13 protein-coding genes are annotated in these 17,069 nt (G+C 51.3%); 7 read left to right on the forward strand and 6 right to left on the reverse strand.

All coding sequences use genetic code 11. The features are described 5' to 3' along the window. Positions 1 to 56: 56 nt before the first annotated feature. Positions 57 to 1,058: an alpha/beta hydrolase gene (locus tag C557_RS0118975; RefSeq protein ID WP_018753453.1), complete on the reverse strand. Its 1,002-nt coding sequence runs from the start codon at positions 1,056 to 1,058 to the stop codon at positions 57 to 59. Positions 1,059 to 1,297: 239 nt separating this feature from the next. Between C557_RS0118975 and C557_RS0118980 the strand changes: the two genes are divergently transcribed. Continuing rightward, positions 1,298 to 2,044, forward strand: coding sequence for an IclR family transcriptional regulator (locus tag C557_RS0118980; RefSeq protein ID WP_018753454.1), 747 nt, complete (start codon positions 1,298 to 1,300; stop codon positions 2,042 to 2,044). 79 nt (positions 2,045 to 2,123) lie between these two features. On the opposite strand, the gene C557_RS0118985 is transcribed toward C557_RS0118980, so the two are convergent. The 4 genes from C557_RS0118985 to C557_RS0119000 form a co-directional block, all read right to left on the reverse strand. Then, positions 2,124 to 3,167, reverse strand: a complete 1,044-nt coding sequence (locus C557_RS0118985; RefSeq protein WP_018753455.1) for a glycoside hydrolase family 130 protein — start codon at positions 3,165 to 3,167, stop codon at positions 2,124 to 2,126. A 31-nt stretch (positions 3,168 to 3,198) separates the two neighbouring features. Continuing rightward, on the reverse strand, positions 3,199 to 4,737 hold the full coding sequence (locus tag C557_RS0118990; RefSeq protein ID WP_018753456.1) for an extracellular solute-binding protein: 1,539 nt from the start codon (positions 4,735 to 4,737) through the stop codon (positions 3,199 to 3,201). Positions 4,738 to 4,813: 76 nt separating this feature from the next. Beyond that, a complete protein-coding gene (locus tag C557_RS0118995) occupies positions 4,814 to 5,698 on the reverse strand; it encodes a carbohydrate ABC transporter permease (protein ID WP_018753457.1) in 885 nt (294 codons plus the stop codon). Between the two features lie 9 nt (positions 5,699 to 5,707). Further along, positions 5,708 to 6,646, reverse strand: coding sequence for an ABC transporter permease (locus C557_RS0119000; protein WP_018753458.1), 939 nt, complete (start codon positions 6,644 to 6,646; stop codon positions 5,708 to 5,710). 358 nt (positions 6,647 to 7,004) lie between these two features. Here C557_RS0119000 and C557_RS0119005 point away from each other — a divergent pair, with 358 nt between their 5' ends. Further along, on the forward strand, positions 7,005 to 9,320 hold the full coding sequence (locus tag C557_RS0119005; protein ID WP_018753459.1) for an AraC family transcriptional regulator: 2,316 nt from the start codon (positions 7,005 to 7,007) through the stop codon (positions 9,318 to 9,320). A gap of 67 nt (positions 9,321 to 9,387) precedes the next feature. On the opposite strand, the gene acnA is transcribed toward C557_RS0119005, so the two are convergent. Continuing rightward, entirely contained in the window at positions 9,388 to 12,105 is a 2,718-nt protein-coding gene (gene acnA / locus C557_RS0119010; RefSeq protein WP_018753460.1) for an aconitate hydratase AcnA, read from the reverse strand. A 229-nt stretch (positions 12,106 to 12,334) separates the two neighbouring features. Here acnA and C557_RS0119015 point away from each other — a divergent pair, with 229 nt between their 5' ends. The 5 genes from C557_RS0119015 (at position 12,335) to fabI (ending at position 16,910) form a co-directional block, all read left to right on the forward strand. Then, entirely contained in the window at positions 12,335 to 13,345 is a 1,011-nt protein-coding gene (locus C557_RS0119015) for an amidase domain-containing protein (RefSeq protein ID WP_018753461.1), read from the forward strand. A 252-nt stretch (positions 13,346 to 13,597) separates the two neighbouring features. Next, positions 13,598 to 14,695 carry a D-alanine--D-alanine ligase gene (locus C557_RS0119020; protein ID WP_018753462.1) on the forward strand — a complete coding sequence of 366 codons (1,098 nt, stop codon included), beginning with the start codon at positions 13,598 to 13,600 and terminating at the stop codon, positions 14,693 to 14,695. Positions 14,696 to 14,737: 42 nt separating this feature from the next. Continuing rightward, on the forward strand, positions 14,738 to 15,061 hold the full coding sequence (locus tag C557_RS0119025; RefSeq protein ID WP_018753463.1) for a hypothetical protein: 324 nt from the start codon (positions 14,738 to 14,740) through the stop codon (positions 15,059 to 15,061). Next, complete coding sequence (gene uvsE, locus C557_RS0119030; RefSeq protein WP_018753464.1) at positions 15,058 to 16,059, forward strand: UV DNA damage repair endonuclease UvsE; 1,002 nt, start codon at positions 15,058 to 15,060, stop codon at positions 16,057 to 16,059. The genes C557_RS0119025 and uvsE overlap by 4 nt, the downstream gene beginning before the upstream one ends. Before the next feature lie 80 nt (positions 16,060 to 16,139). Further along, positions 16,140 to 16,910, forward strand: coding sequence for an enoyl-ACP reductase FabI (gene fabI / locus C557_RS0119035; protein WP_018753465.1), 771 nt, complete (start codon positions 16,140 to 16,142; stop codon positions 16,908 to 16,910). Positions 16,911 to 17,069: the final 159 nt, after the last annotated feature.

Consider the following 17,069-nt stretch of genomic DNA (forward strand, 5'->3'; position numbering starts at 1 on the left):
TATGCTATTCAGATATGGACCTATGGACATAACGTATGAGGCTAATATGCCAGCTTCTAGCTGCCTGAAGGCGATTTGATACTGCTGAGGAACAGCGAGACTTTGCGCAGATATTCCTTCGGGTGCTCCCGGAAAATTAATTCATGGTGCGCACCTTCCACGATCCAGACATCGGAGATCGGGTTGCTCTGACGAGCGGCCAGCTTCTCGGCGATGGGATAGGGTGCCTTCTCATCCTCCGTTCCATGGATAAACAGAATCGGGAACGGGTAATCCTCGGATTTAACCTGAGTATAGGGAATTTGCCGCATGCTGGTTCCGTTCAGTACAGGCAGCAGCATACTGATAATTTCCAGCGATGGATGACGTGGCAGGTCGATATACTGGCGGATATTATGATACATGGTATCCGGCTCCAGCAGGAAGGTGCTGTCCAGAATCATCCCGTCAATATCCTTGCTATTTAATGTGGCCTGTAGCGCTGTGCCAGCACCCATGGAGAACCCCCAAATGATGATCTCGTCAGCGCCGCGTTGTTTGGCGACCTGAATGGCTCCCAGTAGCTGCTGGGCTTCCTTCTTGCCGCCGGTTGCGACTTCTTTGCTGTTCTGAGCGGCAAAGCCGAAATCAAACATGACGACATTAAAATTCAGGCTATGGGCGTAGTTAGCCAGGTCATACATCGGTATCCAGGTTTCCTCGCGATTGGCCCCGTATCCGTGACTAAACACGATCGTTTTCGCGGAATCCTCCGCAGGGATATACCACCCTTGCATCATTCGGCTTCCATCCGCTGCCGGGAACACGATATCCTCGTACTCCAGATTTTTGGACAGCTTAGGGTTGGAGTACAATGGCGCTACCGTGGGATTGGACAACACCCAGGCGATATAGCCATGAAGGGAAACAAAGCAGAACAACAGGAAGAACAGCACGGAGAGTAAAAATGCGATCATGATATGCTTCATGCTGATTCGCCGTGTGGCCGTTGCGGAAGAGTCGCCGGCAATGTAAGCCGAAGAGGACAAGGGAAGATCATCCCGGCCAATATGGCTCATGTTCTTCCCCCCCTTGTGCAGATGCTGAAGACTTGACTTATTGAACACGCACCTAAAGGTAATATATTACAGAATAAAGGAAAAAATGTCGAAATAACACGATTATCTTAAATTTATCGTAAGACGCTTGCTCCCCAAAGTCAATGGAAAACAGGGGGTGATTGACGGAAAAGAGCATCTTTCATATAATTTATGTAACCGAGTTTCATATGGTGAAACATGAGGAGAGCTGATGCGGGGTGGAGGATCGAAAGCTAACGGTTCGCGCAGTGGAGCGGGCTTTGGATATATTGATTTGTTTTACCAAATCCAGCAGTATGGGGTTGACGGAAATCGCAGGTGAAATCGGCTTGCATAAAAGCACGGTACACCGGTTATTAACCACCTTGGAGGAGCGGGGGTTTGTCGTTCGGGACCCTGAGACGGAGAAATATCGATTAGGTCTGAAAATATGGGAGCTGTCCGCACATTTGGCTAATCACGATAACCCGGCAATATTGCTGTTGCCACTGATGGAGAAGCAGCGGGATCGGCTCGGCGAGACGGTTAGCTTATACTTGCGGGATGGCTGCGAGCGGCTGCGAATTCAAGCTGTGCAGAGCAATCAGGCGGTTCGGCGGGTGGCCCCGGTTGGAGTAAGACTTCCGCTCTATGTAGGTGCCTCCAGCAAGGTACTGGTCGCTTATTCGGGGGAAGAAGTGCTGCAGGCGGTGCTGAACAGTCCGGATTGGCCTGAGTCCATTGATCGGGATACTTACGTGGCGCAATTGGAGGATATTCGCAAGCAAGGTTATGCTACCAGTTATGAGGAGCGAGAGCAGGGGGCAAGCTCTGTCGCGGCTCCCATCTTTGACCGGACTGGCAAGCTCGCCGCGGCTTTGTCCGTGTCAGGACCGGTCAGTCGGCTGACGCGGGAACGCCTGGCGGAATACGGGCCAATCCTCATTGAGGCAGCACGGGAGATGGGGGTTATGATGCCTTCTTAAAGCGCTCTTTATTTTTTAACATAGGGAACTCCCCCTTCTGTCATTCAGCTAAGGCTGAGGAAGGGGGAGTTTTATTTGTCTATTCCAGTGTGTCCAGAATGTCCTGCAGAGGAATATCGGCCATGGCCATCACTTCATCGGCTGCCCCGTAATACATGCGGACCGTATCGCCTTCCAGTAAAGCGCCGCACGAGAAGACAACCTTGCCAAAAAATCCGTTGACTTCATAATCGGCCTCTGGCTCCAGGAAGGGGCGGGAGGAGCGGGATAGCACCCGGCCAGGATCATGCAAGTCAAGAAGGACAGCCCCCATGCAGTAACGGTGTTTACTGTCTGCCCCATGATACAGGGCTAGCCAACCATGAGCGGTCTTGATCGGAACAGCGCCACCACCCATACGAGCGGAATCCCAGCCCCGCTCGCTAAGCCCCATCAGGAAGCGGTGGTTCCCCCAATACAGCAAATCTGGCGACTCAGCAATCCACATTTCCGGCTCACCAAAGGATTTGGGAACAGGCCGATGCATGGCAACATATTTGCCCCGAATCGGTTCAGGGAACAGTATGACATCTTTATTTTCAGGGGCCAGCATCATGCCGTGCTTCTTAAAGCTGCGGAAATCCTTCGTTTCAGCCAGGGCGGCCCCTACACCACGGCTGGAGGCCGAGCTATACGTAATATAGTAGGTATCGCCGATCTGTGTCACTCGCGGGTCTTCAATCCCCCAGGCCTCTAATTCATGCTCGGGAAATAGGGCTGGCTGCCGTTCAATTTCAAAGTTCACCCCGTCCTTGCTTCGCGCCACCCGCAGATGGGAAATCGAGGTTAGCATAATCATCCTTCCCTCAATCGACACGTATCGAGAATCGGAGAAATCATAACGGGAATCTGATTTGTGATAACGTTGAATTTTGATGTGACCGTCCTGCCCCAACAGGGGAACCAGCACCTCGTTCTCTTGCTCGGCGATGGGGGCTTCCGCTACACGAAGTAGAAGAATGGTCTCATCCCCGTATTTGGCTACCCCGGCATTGAAGGCCCCCAGCACCTTGAAATCAGGACGGGAAGGAGTTACATCGGCAACTTGGATGATCGGGTTCTTCTCGCAGCGAATGACATGCATGGCTTAATCTCTCCATTCCTATATTTATCCGTTACTTTCCAGCCGTAACCGCATCAACTTGTGCTTGAATTTCCTCGATAACCTTTTGTCCGCCAACACTATTAATCTTGTCTTCCAACTGTGCTTTGCCTTTATCGGCTGCCAGAACGCCTTGGGCCAACGGCAGGAACAGTGAATCATGGAACGGGGTAATCTTGGCGTATTCGGTCTTGACCTTCTCTGCATCAAACGTGAAGCCCGCAGTCGGGCTAAGCGTAAAGTTGGCGGGGTCCGCAGAGAAATCAAACCACTTCTTGTCATCCTCCATCATCGTATCCGGTGTGCGGTTGAGTGTTGGACGCCAAGTGAGGGTATACCCCGGGAAGGAGTAATTAGAGAGAACCTTATAGCTTGAATCTCCAACCGCTTCCCAATCCTTGCCCGGAATGCCGTATTCCAGCAAATCATGATTCTCCTTGATGGACAGCCAGTTAGCCACATCCATAGCCAAAGCAGCATGCTTGGAGGAAGCCGGGATGCAGAGGAAGTTCCATTGCTGGAAGGCGGTGTAAGGCTTAGCCTTGTCTCCGTTGGGGATAAATACCTCCAGCTTGTCGCTGCCATCCGTCAGCATTTCGCTGTATTTCAAGCCTTCAACCCCGTCTGCCGCATAATAAGTTGCAGCGTATTTGCCTTGCTTGAACAGGGTTTCCGCATTTTGCTCCTGAGCAATATTTTTGGATAGAATTCCGTCGCTGTAGTATTTGGTTACTCGTTCAAAGGCATCGGCAATCATCGGGCTCTCCCACTGACCAATGATTTTCTTATCCTTTACAGAGTAGGCAAACATATTGACTCCGATCTCCAGCACTTCATCCAGGGCCAGGTTAGCCGAATCGCTCAGAATGAATGGCAGTTTATCAGCCTTGATTCCGTTAATGACAAAGGGTCTTACCTCGGTTTCTTTTTCCTTGATCGTATACAGGAAGGTCTCCAGATCCTCCAGTGTCTTAAGTTCAGGTAGACCATGCTTCTCGCGCAGGTCCTTGCGAATTAATAGACCGTATACCGGGCCTTGGGTGGTTCCCAGAGGAATACCCATAATTTTTCCGTTAAATTTATTGTACTCCCACATTTCATCAGGGATGGATGCCTTCAACTCCTGGCGCTCCGCTACCATGGCATCCAGCTCTTGCAGTGAATTACTGGCAATCATCTGGTTCATGGACAGCCAAGGGGCATCGAGATACATATCGAATTCCTCGCCTGCCGACATTTTGACCGCTACCGAATTGCCGTAATCCGACCAAGGCAAGAAGTTGATATTCAACTGTGCTCCAACATTATCCTCCTTCAGCTTGTCATTGACGGCCTGCAGCACCTCATCGAAGCCTACCGGCTTGTCACCGGGAAAATAGGCCTTTAATGCAATCGCTTCCTTTGTTTTCGACACGTCTGCCTTCGCGTTGTTCTCTGATCCGCCTGAATTACTCTGGCCGTTATTGGTATTTCCATTGCCGCAAGCTGCGAGCAGTAGGGATGAGACCAATAATAGTGATAAGGCCAATCCTGCAAATTTGCTTAGCTTCATTGCTGTAACCTCCCTGATTTTGATTGTCTGCATCTATGCTTAACCGGAGGATTCCGGTTAGAGCCGGAATCCGTGGCTATCCTTTGACAGCCCCTATAGTAAGTCCTTTGACGAAATACTTTTGCAGCATCGGATAGAGCAGTATAATCGGTCCGATGGTAAGCACCGTGGTTGCCATTCGTACGCCATAGGTTGGCGGTGTCACCGAAATTGCGGCCCCGGAAGGAATCAGGTTCTTGGCCGCTTCCATATTGGATACCATTCTGCGCAAGATCAACTGTAAAGGAAACAGCTTCTCATTGTCCACAAACATCAGGCCCATAAACCAGTCATTCCAGTAGTTCAGAGCGTAAAACAGACCTACGGAAGCCAAAATCGGCTTCGAGATCGGGACCATAATCTGAAAGAATATCCTCATCTCGTTAGCGCCATCCATCCGCGCCGCCTCCTCCAGTTCCTCCGGAATGGTCCGGAAGAAGCTAACCAGCAGAAAGACGAGAAAGGGCTGACATAACAGGGTTAAGATCAGCACCCATACGGTATTTTGCAAATTCAGCCATTGGCTGACGACAATATAGAACGGGATAATTCCACCCGAGAAAAGCATTGGCAAATAGCAGAAGAGCAGAAACGGGGTTTGCAGCACATTGCGTTTATTGGCCAGAGAGTAAGCCAGCATAGCGGAAATGCACAATGCGCTCAGCGTACCGACCAGTGTGACAAAAATAGTGATGGCATACCCGTTATATAGTACATCGGATTGCAGTACAGCCTCATAGGCGGCCAGCGACAAATTGGCAGGGAATAGCGTATAGCCATGTGCAATCAATTCGCCCTCATCGGTGAAGGAGCCGATGACCATCAGCAGAAACGGAAACAGGCAAAACAAGGTGAATAAGGCCAGAAAGGTATAGGCGGTCCCTGTAAAAATATGGTCCGACATACTTTGCTTCTGTTTCATAATTACCTCCTAGAATAGAGCTGATTCTTTGGACAATCGGCGGGTAACAGCATTCGCAGCCAGGACGAACAGCAAACCCATGACGGACTGGAACAAGCCGACAGCCGAGGACATGCCGAAATCATGCAGTTGCCGCATGGAACGGAATACAAAGGTATCGATGACATCGGTTGTGGGATACAGCAGTGAATTGTCTCCGATAATTGCGTAGATCATGGCAAAGTCACCATTAAAGATTTTACCGACCGAGAGCAAGGTCATGATCATAATGGTCGGCACGAGCAGCGGCAGGGTAATGCGCAACATAATTTGCAGCTTGGAGGCTCCATCTATTCTGGCTGCTTCGTATAGATCCTCTGGGATGCCGGTAATGGCTGCAAGGAAAATAATGGAGAGATAGCCGGCGCCCTGCCAGACTCGAATCACTGTTAAAATCGCCGGCCACAGCTTGGCCTCAAACATCCAGTTCACCGGCTCCATACCGAGTTCTATCAGCCAGTTGTTGATCATAGGCTCCTCACCACCGAATAGGGACTGAACAATCATGCCAACTACAATCCAAGACATGAAGTAGGGGAGGAAGATCAGCGACTGGGAGATTCGCTTGAAGTATTTATTGCGGATTTCATTGAACATCAACGCAATCAGTACCGCCGTAATCGTCGTAAACAGGATGAACAGAAGATTCAATCCCAGTGTGTTACGCAGCACAATCCAGAAGTCGTCGGAAGTAAAGAAGTAGTTGAAATTTTTAAAGCCTACCCATTCACTTCCTGTGATTCCCTTGGAGAAGTTGTAATCCTTGAAGGCAATCGTAATGCCGTAAATTGGCAGATAGCTGAATATCAGGAAGAACAGCAGTCCCGGCGCAGCCATTACATAAAGAAATGGATTGTTGGCGATCTGCTTCAGCCTGGCGAGCATTCCTGCCTTTCGCTGCATTTGCATAATTGTTCATACCCCCTTGTGTCTTTGTCGAATTTACTCCTCGAACAGCTTCGTTCTGGGAAGACGACTTTTTGAACAACCTCTTTAAGCCTTGGTCGGGATGTCAGCGGTGTAATGAGCAGCCACGCTGTTCCCGATGAGGCAACCTTAGCAAGCTGTGATCAGTCAGACAATTCCGACATGCTCCGCTTCCTCCTGAATGCAAAGAATCAGCGATTCCCAAAAGCAACGGTCATCCAGAAATGAACGATTTAGAGGTGGATTCCTTCCAATATGCTACAATAATAAAGCGCTTTAGCAGACGTTTTATCCACACAGACAGAGGTAAGACTTCTACAAAAAACAGGGGGGCCTGTAGATGAAATTTCGTTGGCCTTGGTTAAATTCATTTCGGAAGCATCCGACCTATATGCGCATTATCTTTTATTTCGTTAGTGTCAATGTGCTCGTATTAGCTATTTCCTTTTTGGTGCTCTACTGGCAATCCTCTCGTACGCTTGTTGAAGAAATTGGTGAGCATTCGGAATCCCTGCTGATCAATGGGGCCCAAAATACAGCCCGACTGCTGGAGTGGTCGCTGGATTTCGCGTTCTCTTCCAGCAACGACAATGATTTGAAGGTGTATGCCCTTTCTGACAAGTACAGTGATTATGAAACCTATAAGGTATGGAGCCGATTAATGAGCATAAAAATGTCTAATCCCTCTATAGATTCGGTGTATTTGATTAATGACTACACAGACACGGTGATCGATTCCAAGCTTGGCCTCAATGAAGCCGCCGACTTCTATGACCAGGATATCCTGCAGCGGCTGCGTAATCCCCGGCAAGCGGACCAGACGGTGCTGATCCCAAGAAAACTACCCGTTCCGCTCCGCACCGATACATATAAAGATGTCATTACGATGATCCGGCTTTATGAGAAGGGCAACTCCATTTCCGCCTTTGTGCTGAACGTGGACACCTTGGAGCTAATGACGCTGCTCCAGAGCAATTCTCAGTATCAGAACCGGAACATAGCTGTGCTGAATGATCACGATGAATTGGTGTTCAGCAGCGTTCCGCTGGATCAACAGCAGATTCGGGAATATCGCAGCCGTATACGCGGGACTAGCGGATGGGAGATGTTCAAGCCAGCTCAGCAGGAGGCGCAATTAATGGTGTTCTCCAACACAGCGGTTAAAGGCATTCAGAACTGGAGCTTTATTGAGACGATTCCAAGGGATGTGATTTTGAGGAAAATCGAGGTGCTTCGCAATCTGAGCATGATCTTGTTCAGTGGTCTATTCTTCGCCTCATTAACCGTAACCGTTCTCATTTCCAAGCGAGTGTACTCCCCGATCCAGGATTTGGTCAGGAGTGTGATGAAGCAACATCAGGTGGAAAGCTCTGCGCAAGAGAAGTCTGCCGATGAACTGGATTATCTATCTAGCGTGTTCACCGCTCAGCAGGAGCAGATCATTGAGCTAACAGCCCATTGGAGGAATAGCAAGGTGCTGGGCAGAGAACGCTTCCTGCGTGAGTTATTGGAGCGGGGCCTATTATCCCGTGGGGAAATTCAAGGACAATTTGCCGAGTGGGGGGTTGAACTGCCGGAGAAATACTTGTCGATTGCACTATTCAGAATTGATCGATTTCAGGAATTTACGAATCGCTATGCTGAGAAGGATCGGCGCTTGCTTCGATTTGCCATGGGCAATATTGTTCATGAGTCGCTCAAGCTCTCGGGGCAACTCGCACAAACGGTAGATATGGGAAATGATCATGTGGCCGTTATTCTAAGTGCCAGTAGGGAGGCAGCCCAATTTACCGCCGAGCTTAAAAACGCCCAGCAGTTAGTCAAGCAATATTTATCGCTAGGGACCACCGTGGCGTGGGGAGGGGAGGTTGAGCGGTTCAGTGATTTGCATGAGGCCTATATGGAGACCTATGAGCTGTCTCAGGAGCGTTTTCGCTTGGGTTACGAATCTATCATCATCAGGTCTCCTTCCTCAGTGACTGTCTCCGGTGAGGTATATCATCTGCCTATCGATAAAGAACGACAACTGGCACAAGCGATCCACAAGACAGATGGGGATTTGGCCTTAGCTATTATACAGCAAGCGGTAGAAGCACTTCGTTCACTGCCTTATTTTGAAAGCAAGATGTCATTGATTACCCTGTTTATGGATGTTCGCAGATTGTTGCAGGATCAGGCCGCAGAGCCGTTGCCCAGTTCATTTGGATTGACCTCGGTGGAGAATCAGATTATTCAGTTGGAAACGCTGGATCGTGTGGTCCCCTGGATGGAGCAGCTCCTGGTCAAGGCACTGGAGGAATTGGCTGCCGCCCGCAGTCAGTCTAAACATGCAGGTTTTGTCCAAGAGGTAGAACGCATTATTACTGAACAACTCAGCAACCCGAATCTGTCATCTAAAATGCTGGCCGATGAGCTTGGCTTGTCCGTCAATTATTTGCGCAGTCTGTACAAAGCGGAAACCAGCCAGTCCATCACGGATACTATTTCTAAAAAGCGACTCGAATGCATCTGTCGTGAGCTGTTGACGTCGGATTCACCGATTGAGCCGATTATTTCATCCTATGGCTTTTCCTCTCTAAATACGTTTTATTCCGCTTTTAAAAAGGTATATGGCATCACTCCGGCGCAATATCGCAAAATGTATAGAAGCGAATAGCAAGCCATACAAAAAAATCTCCCCTCTTAGTAAGAGGGGAGATAGCATGCTTAATTGATAAGCCTAATTAGGCATGTGCCTGAATCATTTGGCGCAATACCGTTTGCAGGATGCCTCCGTTATGGTAGTAATCCACATCCACCATGCTGTCCAGGCGGGCAATGACCGGGAAGGTGAACGTTGTTCCATCCTGGCGTGTAGCCGTTACGGTCAGTTCTTCTCCAGGCTTCACTTCGTTGCTAAGTCCGGTAATATCGAACGTTTCCGTACCATCAATCGCCAGTGTGCTCCAGCCGGAGCCTTCCTGGAACTGCAAGGGCAATACGCCCATGCCGACCAGGTTGCTGCGGTGAATCCGCTCGAAGCTCTCGGCAATGACTGCTTTCACCCCAAGCAAATACGTCCCCTTGGCCGCCCAGTCGCGCGAGCTGCCTGTACCGTATTCCTTACCGGCAATGACGATAAGCTCTTGCCCTTCCGCCTGATATTTCATGGACGCGTCATAGATCGACATGACTTCATCCGTTGGCAGATATTTCGTCACTCCGCCTTCGGTGCCGGGAGCCACTTGATTACGGATACGAATATTAGCGAAGGTTCCCCGCATCATAACCTCATGATTCCCCCGGCGGGAGCCGTAGGAGTTGAAGTCCTTGCGTTCGACTCCATGGTCGGTCAGATAACTGCCGGCAGGACTGCTTGGCGAAATATTCCCGGCTGGCGAGATATGGTCCGTCGTGACGGAATCACCCAGCAGGGCCAATACACGGGCATTGCGGATATCTGCAATATCGTGTAATCCGTCGCCAAGCTGCTCAAAGAACGGCGGATTCTGGATATACGTGGAGTTCGCATCCCATTCATACAACTCGCCTTGCGGCACGGGAATGGAGTTCCAACGTTCATTTTGCGTAAATACATGCTCGTATTTGGCGCGGAACATTTCCGGGCTTACCGAGAGGCCGATGGCAGCCTTAATCTCGGCAGAGGACGGCCAAATGTCCTCCAGATATACAGGCTGATTATCGCGATCATAACCGATAGGATCATGCTGCAAGTCGATATTCACCGTTCCGGCAAGGGCATAAGCAACGACGAGTGGCGGAGAAGCCAGGTAGTTGGCTTTCACCTGCGCATGGATGCGGCCCTCAAAGTTCCGGTTACCGGATAATACGGCAGCTACCGTCAAGTCATTGTCCGCAATCGCCGTACTTACCTCGTCCGGCAATGGGCCGGAGTTGCCGATACAAGTGGCGCAGCCGTAACCGGCGACGTGGAAGCCAAGTGCCTCGAGCGGCTCGATCAGACCGGCCTTATGCAAATACTCGGTCACGACCAGGGAACCTGGCGTCAAGCTGCTTTTCACGTAACCCGGCTTGGTCAGCCCGCGTTCTACAGCCTTCTTGGCCAAGAGGCCTGCCCCGACCATAACGCTGGGGTTCGAGGTGTTGGTGCAGCTCGTAATCGCGGCAATAACGACAGCACCGGTGCCGAGCTTGCTGGTGGAGCCGTCAGGATGCTTGATAGGCACCGTCTGTTCGATCTTCTCATCGCTCAGCCCGTAACCTCCCTTGTCGAGAGGCGTGCGGATAATATTATTAAAGCTTTCCTTCATGGCAGTTAATTCAATACGATCCTGCGGACGTTTGGGTCCGGCCAGGCTCGGTACCACCGAACCGAGGTCAAGCTCGATCAGGTCAGTGAATTCAGGGTCCGGCGTATCATTGGTGCGGAACATGTCTTGTGCTCTATAGTAAGCTTCGACGAGCGCGATTTGTTCCTCGGAACGGCCGGTGCCGCGCAGGTAAGCGAGGGTCTCGCTATCTACCGGGAAGTAGCCGATGGTCGCCCCGTATTCCGGCGCCATATTGGCTACGGTGGCGCGGTCAGCCAGACTAATGTTGGCCAGTCCCGGGCCGTAGAACTCGACGAATTTGCCGACAACGCCTTTCTTGCGGAGCATTTGCGTCACTGTGAGAGCAAGGTCAGTTGCCGTTGCGCCTTCAGCCAGGCTGCCAGTCAGCTTAAAGCCGATGACTTCCGGTGCAACAAAATACAACGGTTGCCCCAACATACCTGCTTCTGCTTCGATACCGCCTACGCCCCAGCCAACGACCCCAAGGCCGTTAATCATCGTCGTATGCGAATCAGTTCCTACGAGAGAATCAGGGAATACCACAGTTTCTCCGTCTACCGTTTTCGTTGCAGCAACCGAAGCCAGATATTCCAGGTTCACCTGATGGACGATCCCGGTGGCCGGAGGTACGGCGCGGAAATTATCAAAGGCCGTTTGCGCCCAGCGCAAGAAGCGGTAACGTTCCTCGTTGCGTTCAAATTCCACGTTCATGTTGTACTCAAGCGCATCCGGCGAGCCAAACGCGTCCACCATAACGGAGTGGTCGATGACGAGATCAACGGGCACCAGCGGATTGATCTGCTTGGGATCGCCGCCGGCTTTCTTCACGGTGTCGCGCATGGCGGCAAGGTCAACAACGACCGGAACGCCGGTAAAGTCTTGCAATACGATACGAGCGGGAATAAACGGGATCTCTTTGTTCTCATCGCGGCCCTCGCTCCAACCGGCGATTTGCTTCACATGTTCTTGGGTGATGGCTCTGCCGTCATATTGGCGAACAGCAGCTTCAAGCAATACCTTAATCGAGAATGGCAGCTTGGCGATATTGCCAAGCCCTTGTTGTTCGAGGGCCCGCAGATCGAAGTAACGGTAGCTCTTACCGCCGACTTCCAGCGTGCGGGCTGCGGAGAAAAAATCACGAACTGACATGGATGAACCTCCTTGTTTCATTAGGTGAAACTATATTTCATAAATTATTTATTTTAAGTATACCTTTCCTTACGTTGCGAGTAAAGAACTTTTTGCCCTAGAAAAAGCTGGTTAATGCCCATTCCATAAGGATGTAGAGGCTTTCAGAGCGGCGCGGAAGCGAACATACTTGCCTGTGAAGGCACATACACATATAGATGAAAGTAATCCGGAACGAGGGGGCGAAGGTGTGGCGGACGATTGGAAAAAGACGTTGTCGGTGTACGTGAATGAGCAGAATCAGGATGAGGTGGATTATCGCGCATCCGGTGGAGGGAGCGTCGTGACCGATGTCGATCATTTGCTGCACCGCGGAGAGCGGAAGCGCAAGCTGCAGGCTTGGTATCATGCACGCAGAGCAGTCCCGCTCCGCTGCGAAACCCGAGCGAAATTGATTCGTGAAATCGAGAAGCGTGCAGGAGAGATCGAGGTGGATCTGCAGCTGATGCGGAAAATACACTATGAAAAGGGCGGTGCCCGTCATCAGGAGGAACGCATCGACCGGCAGCGTCTGACGTTGCAGCAGGATGGCCTGGGCTGGACAATCTCGCGGGTTGAACAGCCGGTTCCTGAACGTCACCCGGATTTTGTGCTGCCACCCACCGGAGCTGGCGCTCATTCCGAGCGGAGTGAGGTTTTGCCCCGGCCGTTCCTCAACCGCAGCGTTCTGGGGGAGGGGGGAGGGGCTTCCCGAAGCAAGCCATATCGCCGGGACGAGGCTGTCCTGTATGCTGATCGGTGGTGGGATAGCTTTAACCCGGAATTTGCTGCTTTCGAGGTGGACTGCACCAATTATATCTCCCAATGCCTCTTTGCAGGCGGTGCCCCAATCAACTATACTGGAAAAAGAGAATCGGGCTGGTGGTACAAAGGTTATATTGGCGGACGGGAAGCCTGGAGCTATAGCTGGTCCGTCTCCAATGCCCTGGAACGCCACCTGGCACAGAGTCAGACCGGACTTCGCGCGGAAGCGCTGGAGCGTCCGGAGCAGTTGCAACTGGGAGACGTCATTTTTTATGATTGGGATGGCAGTGGCGCGTATCAGCACAGCACGATGGTGACGGCGTTCGATGCCGGTGGCATGCCGCTGGTGAACGCCCATACGACGCCAAGCAAGCACCGCTATTGGGACTATCAGGATTCCTATGCCTGGACGGACCGGACGGTGTATCGTTTCTTTCATATCATTGACCATTTCTAGAGAGATTGTTCAAAAAGTCATCTTTTGATCACGAAGTGGATTTCAGAAGTGGATTCGGCGTCGAATCTTGAATTCAGCGAGGGCTTCCGTTGCTCACGTACCCAGTACGTACGCTCCTCTACTCAGTCCCTAGCTTCATTCAACCTTCCTGGTGCTGAAAACCTGACTTTTTGAACTTTCATTTAGAATGAAATCCCGATGCTGCACTTTCAGCAGAAGGGCAACTGCACAATAAATGAAAAGAGGTTACTCATGGGACAGGACAAATTGACCGTAGGACTTATCTATGGAGGTAAATCGGGAGAGCATGAAGTATCGCTGCAGACCGCACTGGCTGTATCACAAGCCTTTGATTATGCGAAATACAACTTGCTTCCTTTTTATATCGACAAGTCAGGGAAATGGAAGGTAGGCAGCAAGCTGTCAGGCCCATTTACCGAGCTTGCGCAACTTAAGCTGGCGGATGATGCGGGAGATACCGCGGCTGCGATGAGCTTGTTGTTCTCCAAGCTCGCTACGGGTGAATCGAAGATTGATGTGGCTTTCCCGCTGCTGCATGGTACGAACGGCGAGGATGGCACCATCCAGGGATTATTTGAAATGGCCGACCTTCCTTATGTTGGAGCAGGTGTGCTGGCTTCCGCCGTAGGAATGGATAAAGTCACTATGAAGAAGTTGTTTGCTGATGCGGGCCTGGCTCAATGCAAATACAGTTATTTCACCGCTACAGAATGGGAACGCTCCAGTCATGCACTGATCCAGGAGATCGAGGAGAATCTGGGCTACCCTTGCTTCGTCAAGCCGGCTAACCTGGGGTCCAGCGTAGGCATCTCCAAGGCAAGAACCCGTGAGGAGCTAGTGGCTTCGGTGGCCTTGGCTTTCCGCTATGACATCAAGGTTATTGTTGAAGAGTTTGTCGATGCCCGTGAGGTTGAGGTTGGCGTGCTGGGCAATAACGAACCCCTGGCTTCCGTGCCGGGAGAAATTGTGTCTTCTGGTGAGTACTACGATTATCAGGCCAAATATCTGGATGGCAAATCACAAATGCTGGTTCCAGCGCAGCTGGACTCGGAGCTTGCCGACCGGATTGGCGAATTGGCCGTCAAAGCGTTCAAGGCTGTTGCATGCAGCGGCTTGTGCCGGGCCGACTTCTTTGTTCTGAAGTCCGACCAGACCGTGTGGATTAACGAAGTGAACACGATGCCGGGCTTCACTCCATTCAGCATGTATCCTTTATTATGGAGAGAGACCGGGGTAGCTTATGAGGTATTATTGGATCGTCTAATTGAGTTAGGTCTGGAACGTCATGCCGCTCGGCAAAATCTCGAATTCGAAAGCGGCGTGAACTAGGCGGAATAACCGCCGGGCCGCTTGGAAAGGAAGGTAAGACGTATGGGTTTTCAAACGGAATTCAACTCGGTATGCAAGTTTAAGAAAGAGCAAGAGCTTTACGAATTGCTGGAATATGGACGTGGCAAGATGCTGAAGGAGGGACTGCGTGTTTTTCCAACAGGTCAGAAGGTAATCGCGTACACTCCTGACAATAAGGCGGTTGCTATCGTTAAAATCACGGCTTGTGTCGCTGAAATCAACTTCAATGGAGAGGAAGTTACAGCGGTTGAACTGGAGCTCATTCGTCAATTGACGGAGGAGGAGTCTGCGGTGCAGACGGCTCTGGCCTACGAAATGTTTTTTGGAGATCCCGACAGAGCATGATCGTGCGCTTTGGTTATGTAGCTATGTCAACCGTAATTGGGGAAGCATCGCCATCCAAGACGATGACGTTCAAGACCTTTAGCGGACTTGCTGACCGTGAGGCAGCGGTGCGCAGACTTGAATGGATTGCGGGACAAAATCTGCATAACACCCTGCGTTTGCTGCGTCATAACGTAGGTCATGATATTCGTGTATTTCGCTTTTCTTCAAAGCTGATTCCGCTGGCGACGCATGAGGCGCTCGCAGACTGGAATCCTTACGAGGCGTTGGCGGAACCATTTGCCCTTCTAGGGGAATATGTCAGGAAGCACGGGCTGCGGGTTTCTTTTCACCCGGATCATTTTACGATACTGAGCACGCCCCGGCCTGAGGTGCTTCGCTCTTCGCTGCGGGATATGAACCATCATATGGCGATGCTGGATGCCATGGGGCTGAACGGCCAGGCGAAGATCAATATTCACGTTGGCGGAGCATACGGGGACAAGCCTTCCGCGGCGGCCCGCTTTCGTGAGAACATAACGGCCCTGCCGGAGCCTACGAAGCAGCGCTTGACGTTCGAGAACGACGACAAGACCTTTAATGCTCCGGAAACACTGGAGCTGTGCGAGGCCCTGGGCATTCCGATGGTGCTGGATATCCACCACCAGGCCGTGAACAACGTTGGCGAGGATTTGCTGGAGCTTTGGCCGCGCATTCAGGCAACCTGGGCTACGCCCTACGCACAAGCGGACTCACCGTCCGATCAGTCCTTGGCTCCGAAAATCCACGCCTCCAGTCCCAAGAGTGCCAGCGACCCAAGGGCGCACGCCGACCATGTTCTCGTGGGGCCTTTGCTGGAGTTCTTGCGTGGCATTGCGTCTCATACAGCTCAAGTTGACGTGATGCTGGAGGCGAAGCTGAAGGACAGCGCATTGTTCATGTTGATGGAGGACTTGCAGAAGTTTGGCGGAGACGGTGTGGATATACTGGATGGAGCCAGCGTGCTTATTCATCCTTGAAAATTGCAAGGAAATAGGGTAAGTTGGACAAAATGGAACAATTACAATGTATGTGGGTTACAAGATAAAGGAGGATTATCATGGGGGATTTGTTAGCTGGAAAAAATATTGTCGTCATGGGCGTGGCCAATGACCGCAGTATCGCTTGGGCTATTGCTCAGAGCTTGTCTGCCCAAGGGGCGCGCCTTGCATTTACATATGAGAGTGAACGTGTAGAAGGACGGGTGCGCAAGCTGGCCGAAACATTGCCGAATACGCTGGTTCTGCCTTGCAATGTAACGGTAGATAGCGAGATCGATCAATTGGCTGATGCGCTGCGTACGGAATTTGGTGTATTACACGGTCTGGTGCACAGCATTGCCTTCGCCAAGGCTGAGGATTTGGCCGGCGACTTCGTAGATACCTCTCGCGAGGGCTTCGGGTTGGCTAACGATATCAGCGTTTATTCGCTGGTGGCTGTGTCGCAGCGGTTGTCGCCGCTGATGACCGAAGGCGGAAGCATTATGACCATGACCTACATGGGTTCAGAGCGCGTCATGCGCAACTACAACATGATGGGCGTCGCGAAGGCTGCTTTGGAGGCTTCCGTGCGCTATCTGGCCAATGACCTGGGTCCCAAAAATATCCGTGTCAATGCGGTTTCAGCCGGACCGATCCGTACGCTTGCAGCAAAAGGAATCAGCGATTTCAATTCGATTCTCAAGCAAGTAGAGGAGAAGGCTCCGCTGCGCAGAACGACGGAAACAGCAGAGGTAGGCGACACAGCGATGTTCCTGCTCAGCAATCTGTCACGCGGTATTACTGGCGAGGTTATTTTCGTGGATGGCGGCTACAATATCGTTGGTGCCTGAATCAGGATAAATGGTTGAACATGAATTAAGAAGTTCGTTTCCGGCAAGGCCCTTCCTTGCTTTCGGACACGAACTTTTTGTTAATAACGGCTATTGTCGCGGGGAAGCGCCCGAATGCGGCTTGAACGGGACGAAGGCTCGCAACTTTGCAGTAGCGTT

Source organism: Paenibacillus sanguinis 2301083 = DSM 16941, assembly GCF_000374825.1.
GTDB lineage: Bacteria > Bacillota > Bacilli > Paenibacillales > Paenibacillaceae > Fontibacillus > Fontibacillus sanguinis.

Bases quoted from the DNA above. Each gene is read 5' to 3' on its own strand.
- acnA (WP_018753460.1), bottom strand. From the start codon at position 12,105: ATGTCAGTTCGTGATTTTTTCTCCGCAGCCCGCACGCTGGAAGTCGGC.
- C557_RS0118985 (WP_018753455.1), bottom strand. From the start codon at position 3,167: ATGCATGTCATTCGCTGCGAGAAGAACCCGATCATCCAAGTTGCCGAT.
- C557_RS0119025 (WP_018753463.1), top strand. From the start codon at position 14,738: ATGGGTTTTCAAACGGAATTCAACTCGGTATGCAAGTTTAAGAAAGAG.
- C557_RS0119005 (WP_018753459.1), top strand. From the start codon at position 7,005: ATGAAATTTCGTTGGCCTTGGTTAAATTCATTTCGGAAGCATCCGACC.
- uvsE (WP_018753464.1), top strand. From the start codon at position 15,058: ATGATCGTGCGCTTTGGTTATGTAGCTATGTCAACCGTAATTGGGGAA.
- C557_RS0119000 (WP_018753458.1), bottom strand. From the start codon at position 6,646: ATGCAAATGCAGCGAAAGGCAGGAATGCTCGCCAGGCTGAAGCAGATC.
- C557_RS0118990 (WP_018753456.1), bottom strand. From the start codon at position 4,737: ATGAAGCTAAGCAAATTTGCAGGATTGGCCTTATCACTATTATTGGTC.
- C557_RS0118995 (WP_018753457.1), bottom strand. From the start codon at position 5,698: ATGAAACAGAAGCAAAGTATGTCGGACCATATTTTTACAGGGACCGCC.
- C557_RS0118975 (WP_018753453.1), bottom strand. From the start codon at position 1,058: ATGAGCCATATTGGCCGGGATGATCTTCCCTTGTCCTCTTCGGCTTAC.
- fabI (WP_018753465.1), top strand. From the start codon at position 16,140: ATGGGGGATTTGTTAGCTGGAAAAAATATTGTCGTCATGGGCGTGGCC.
- C557_RS0119020 (WP_018753462.1), top strand. From the start codon at position 13,598: ATGGGACAGGACAAATTGACCGTAGGACTTATCTATGGAGGTAAATCG.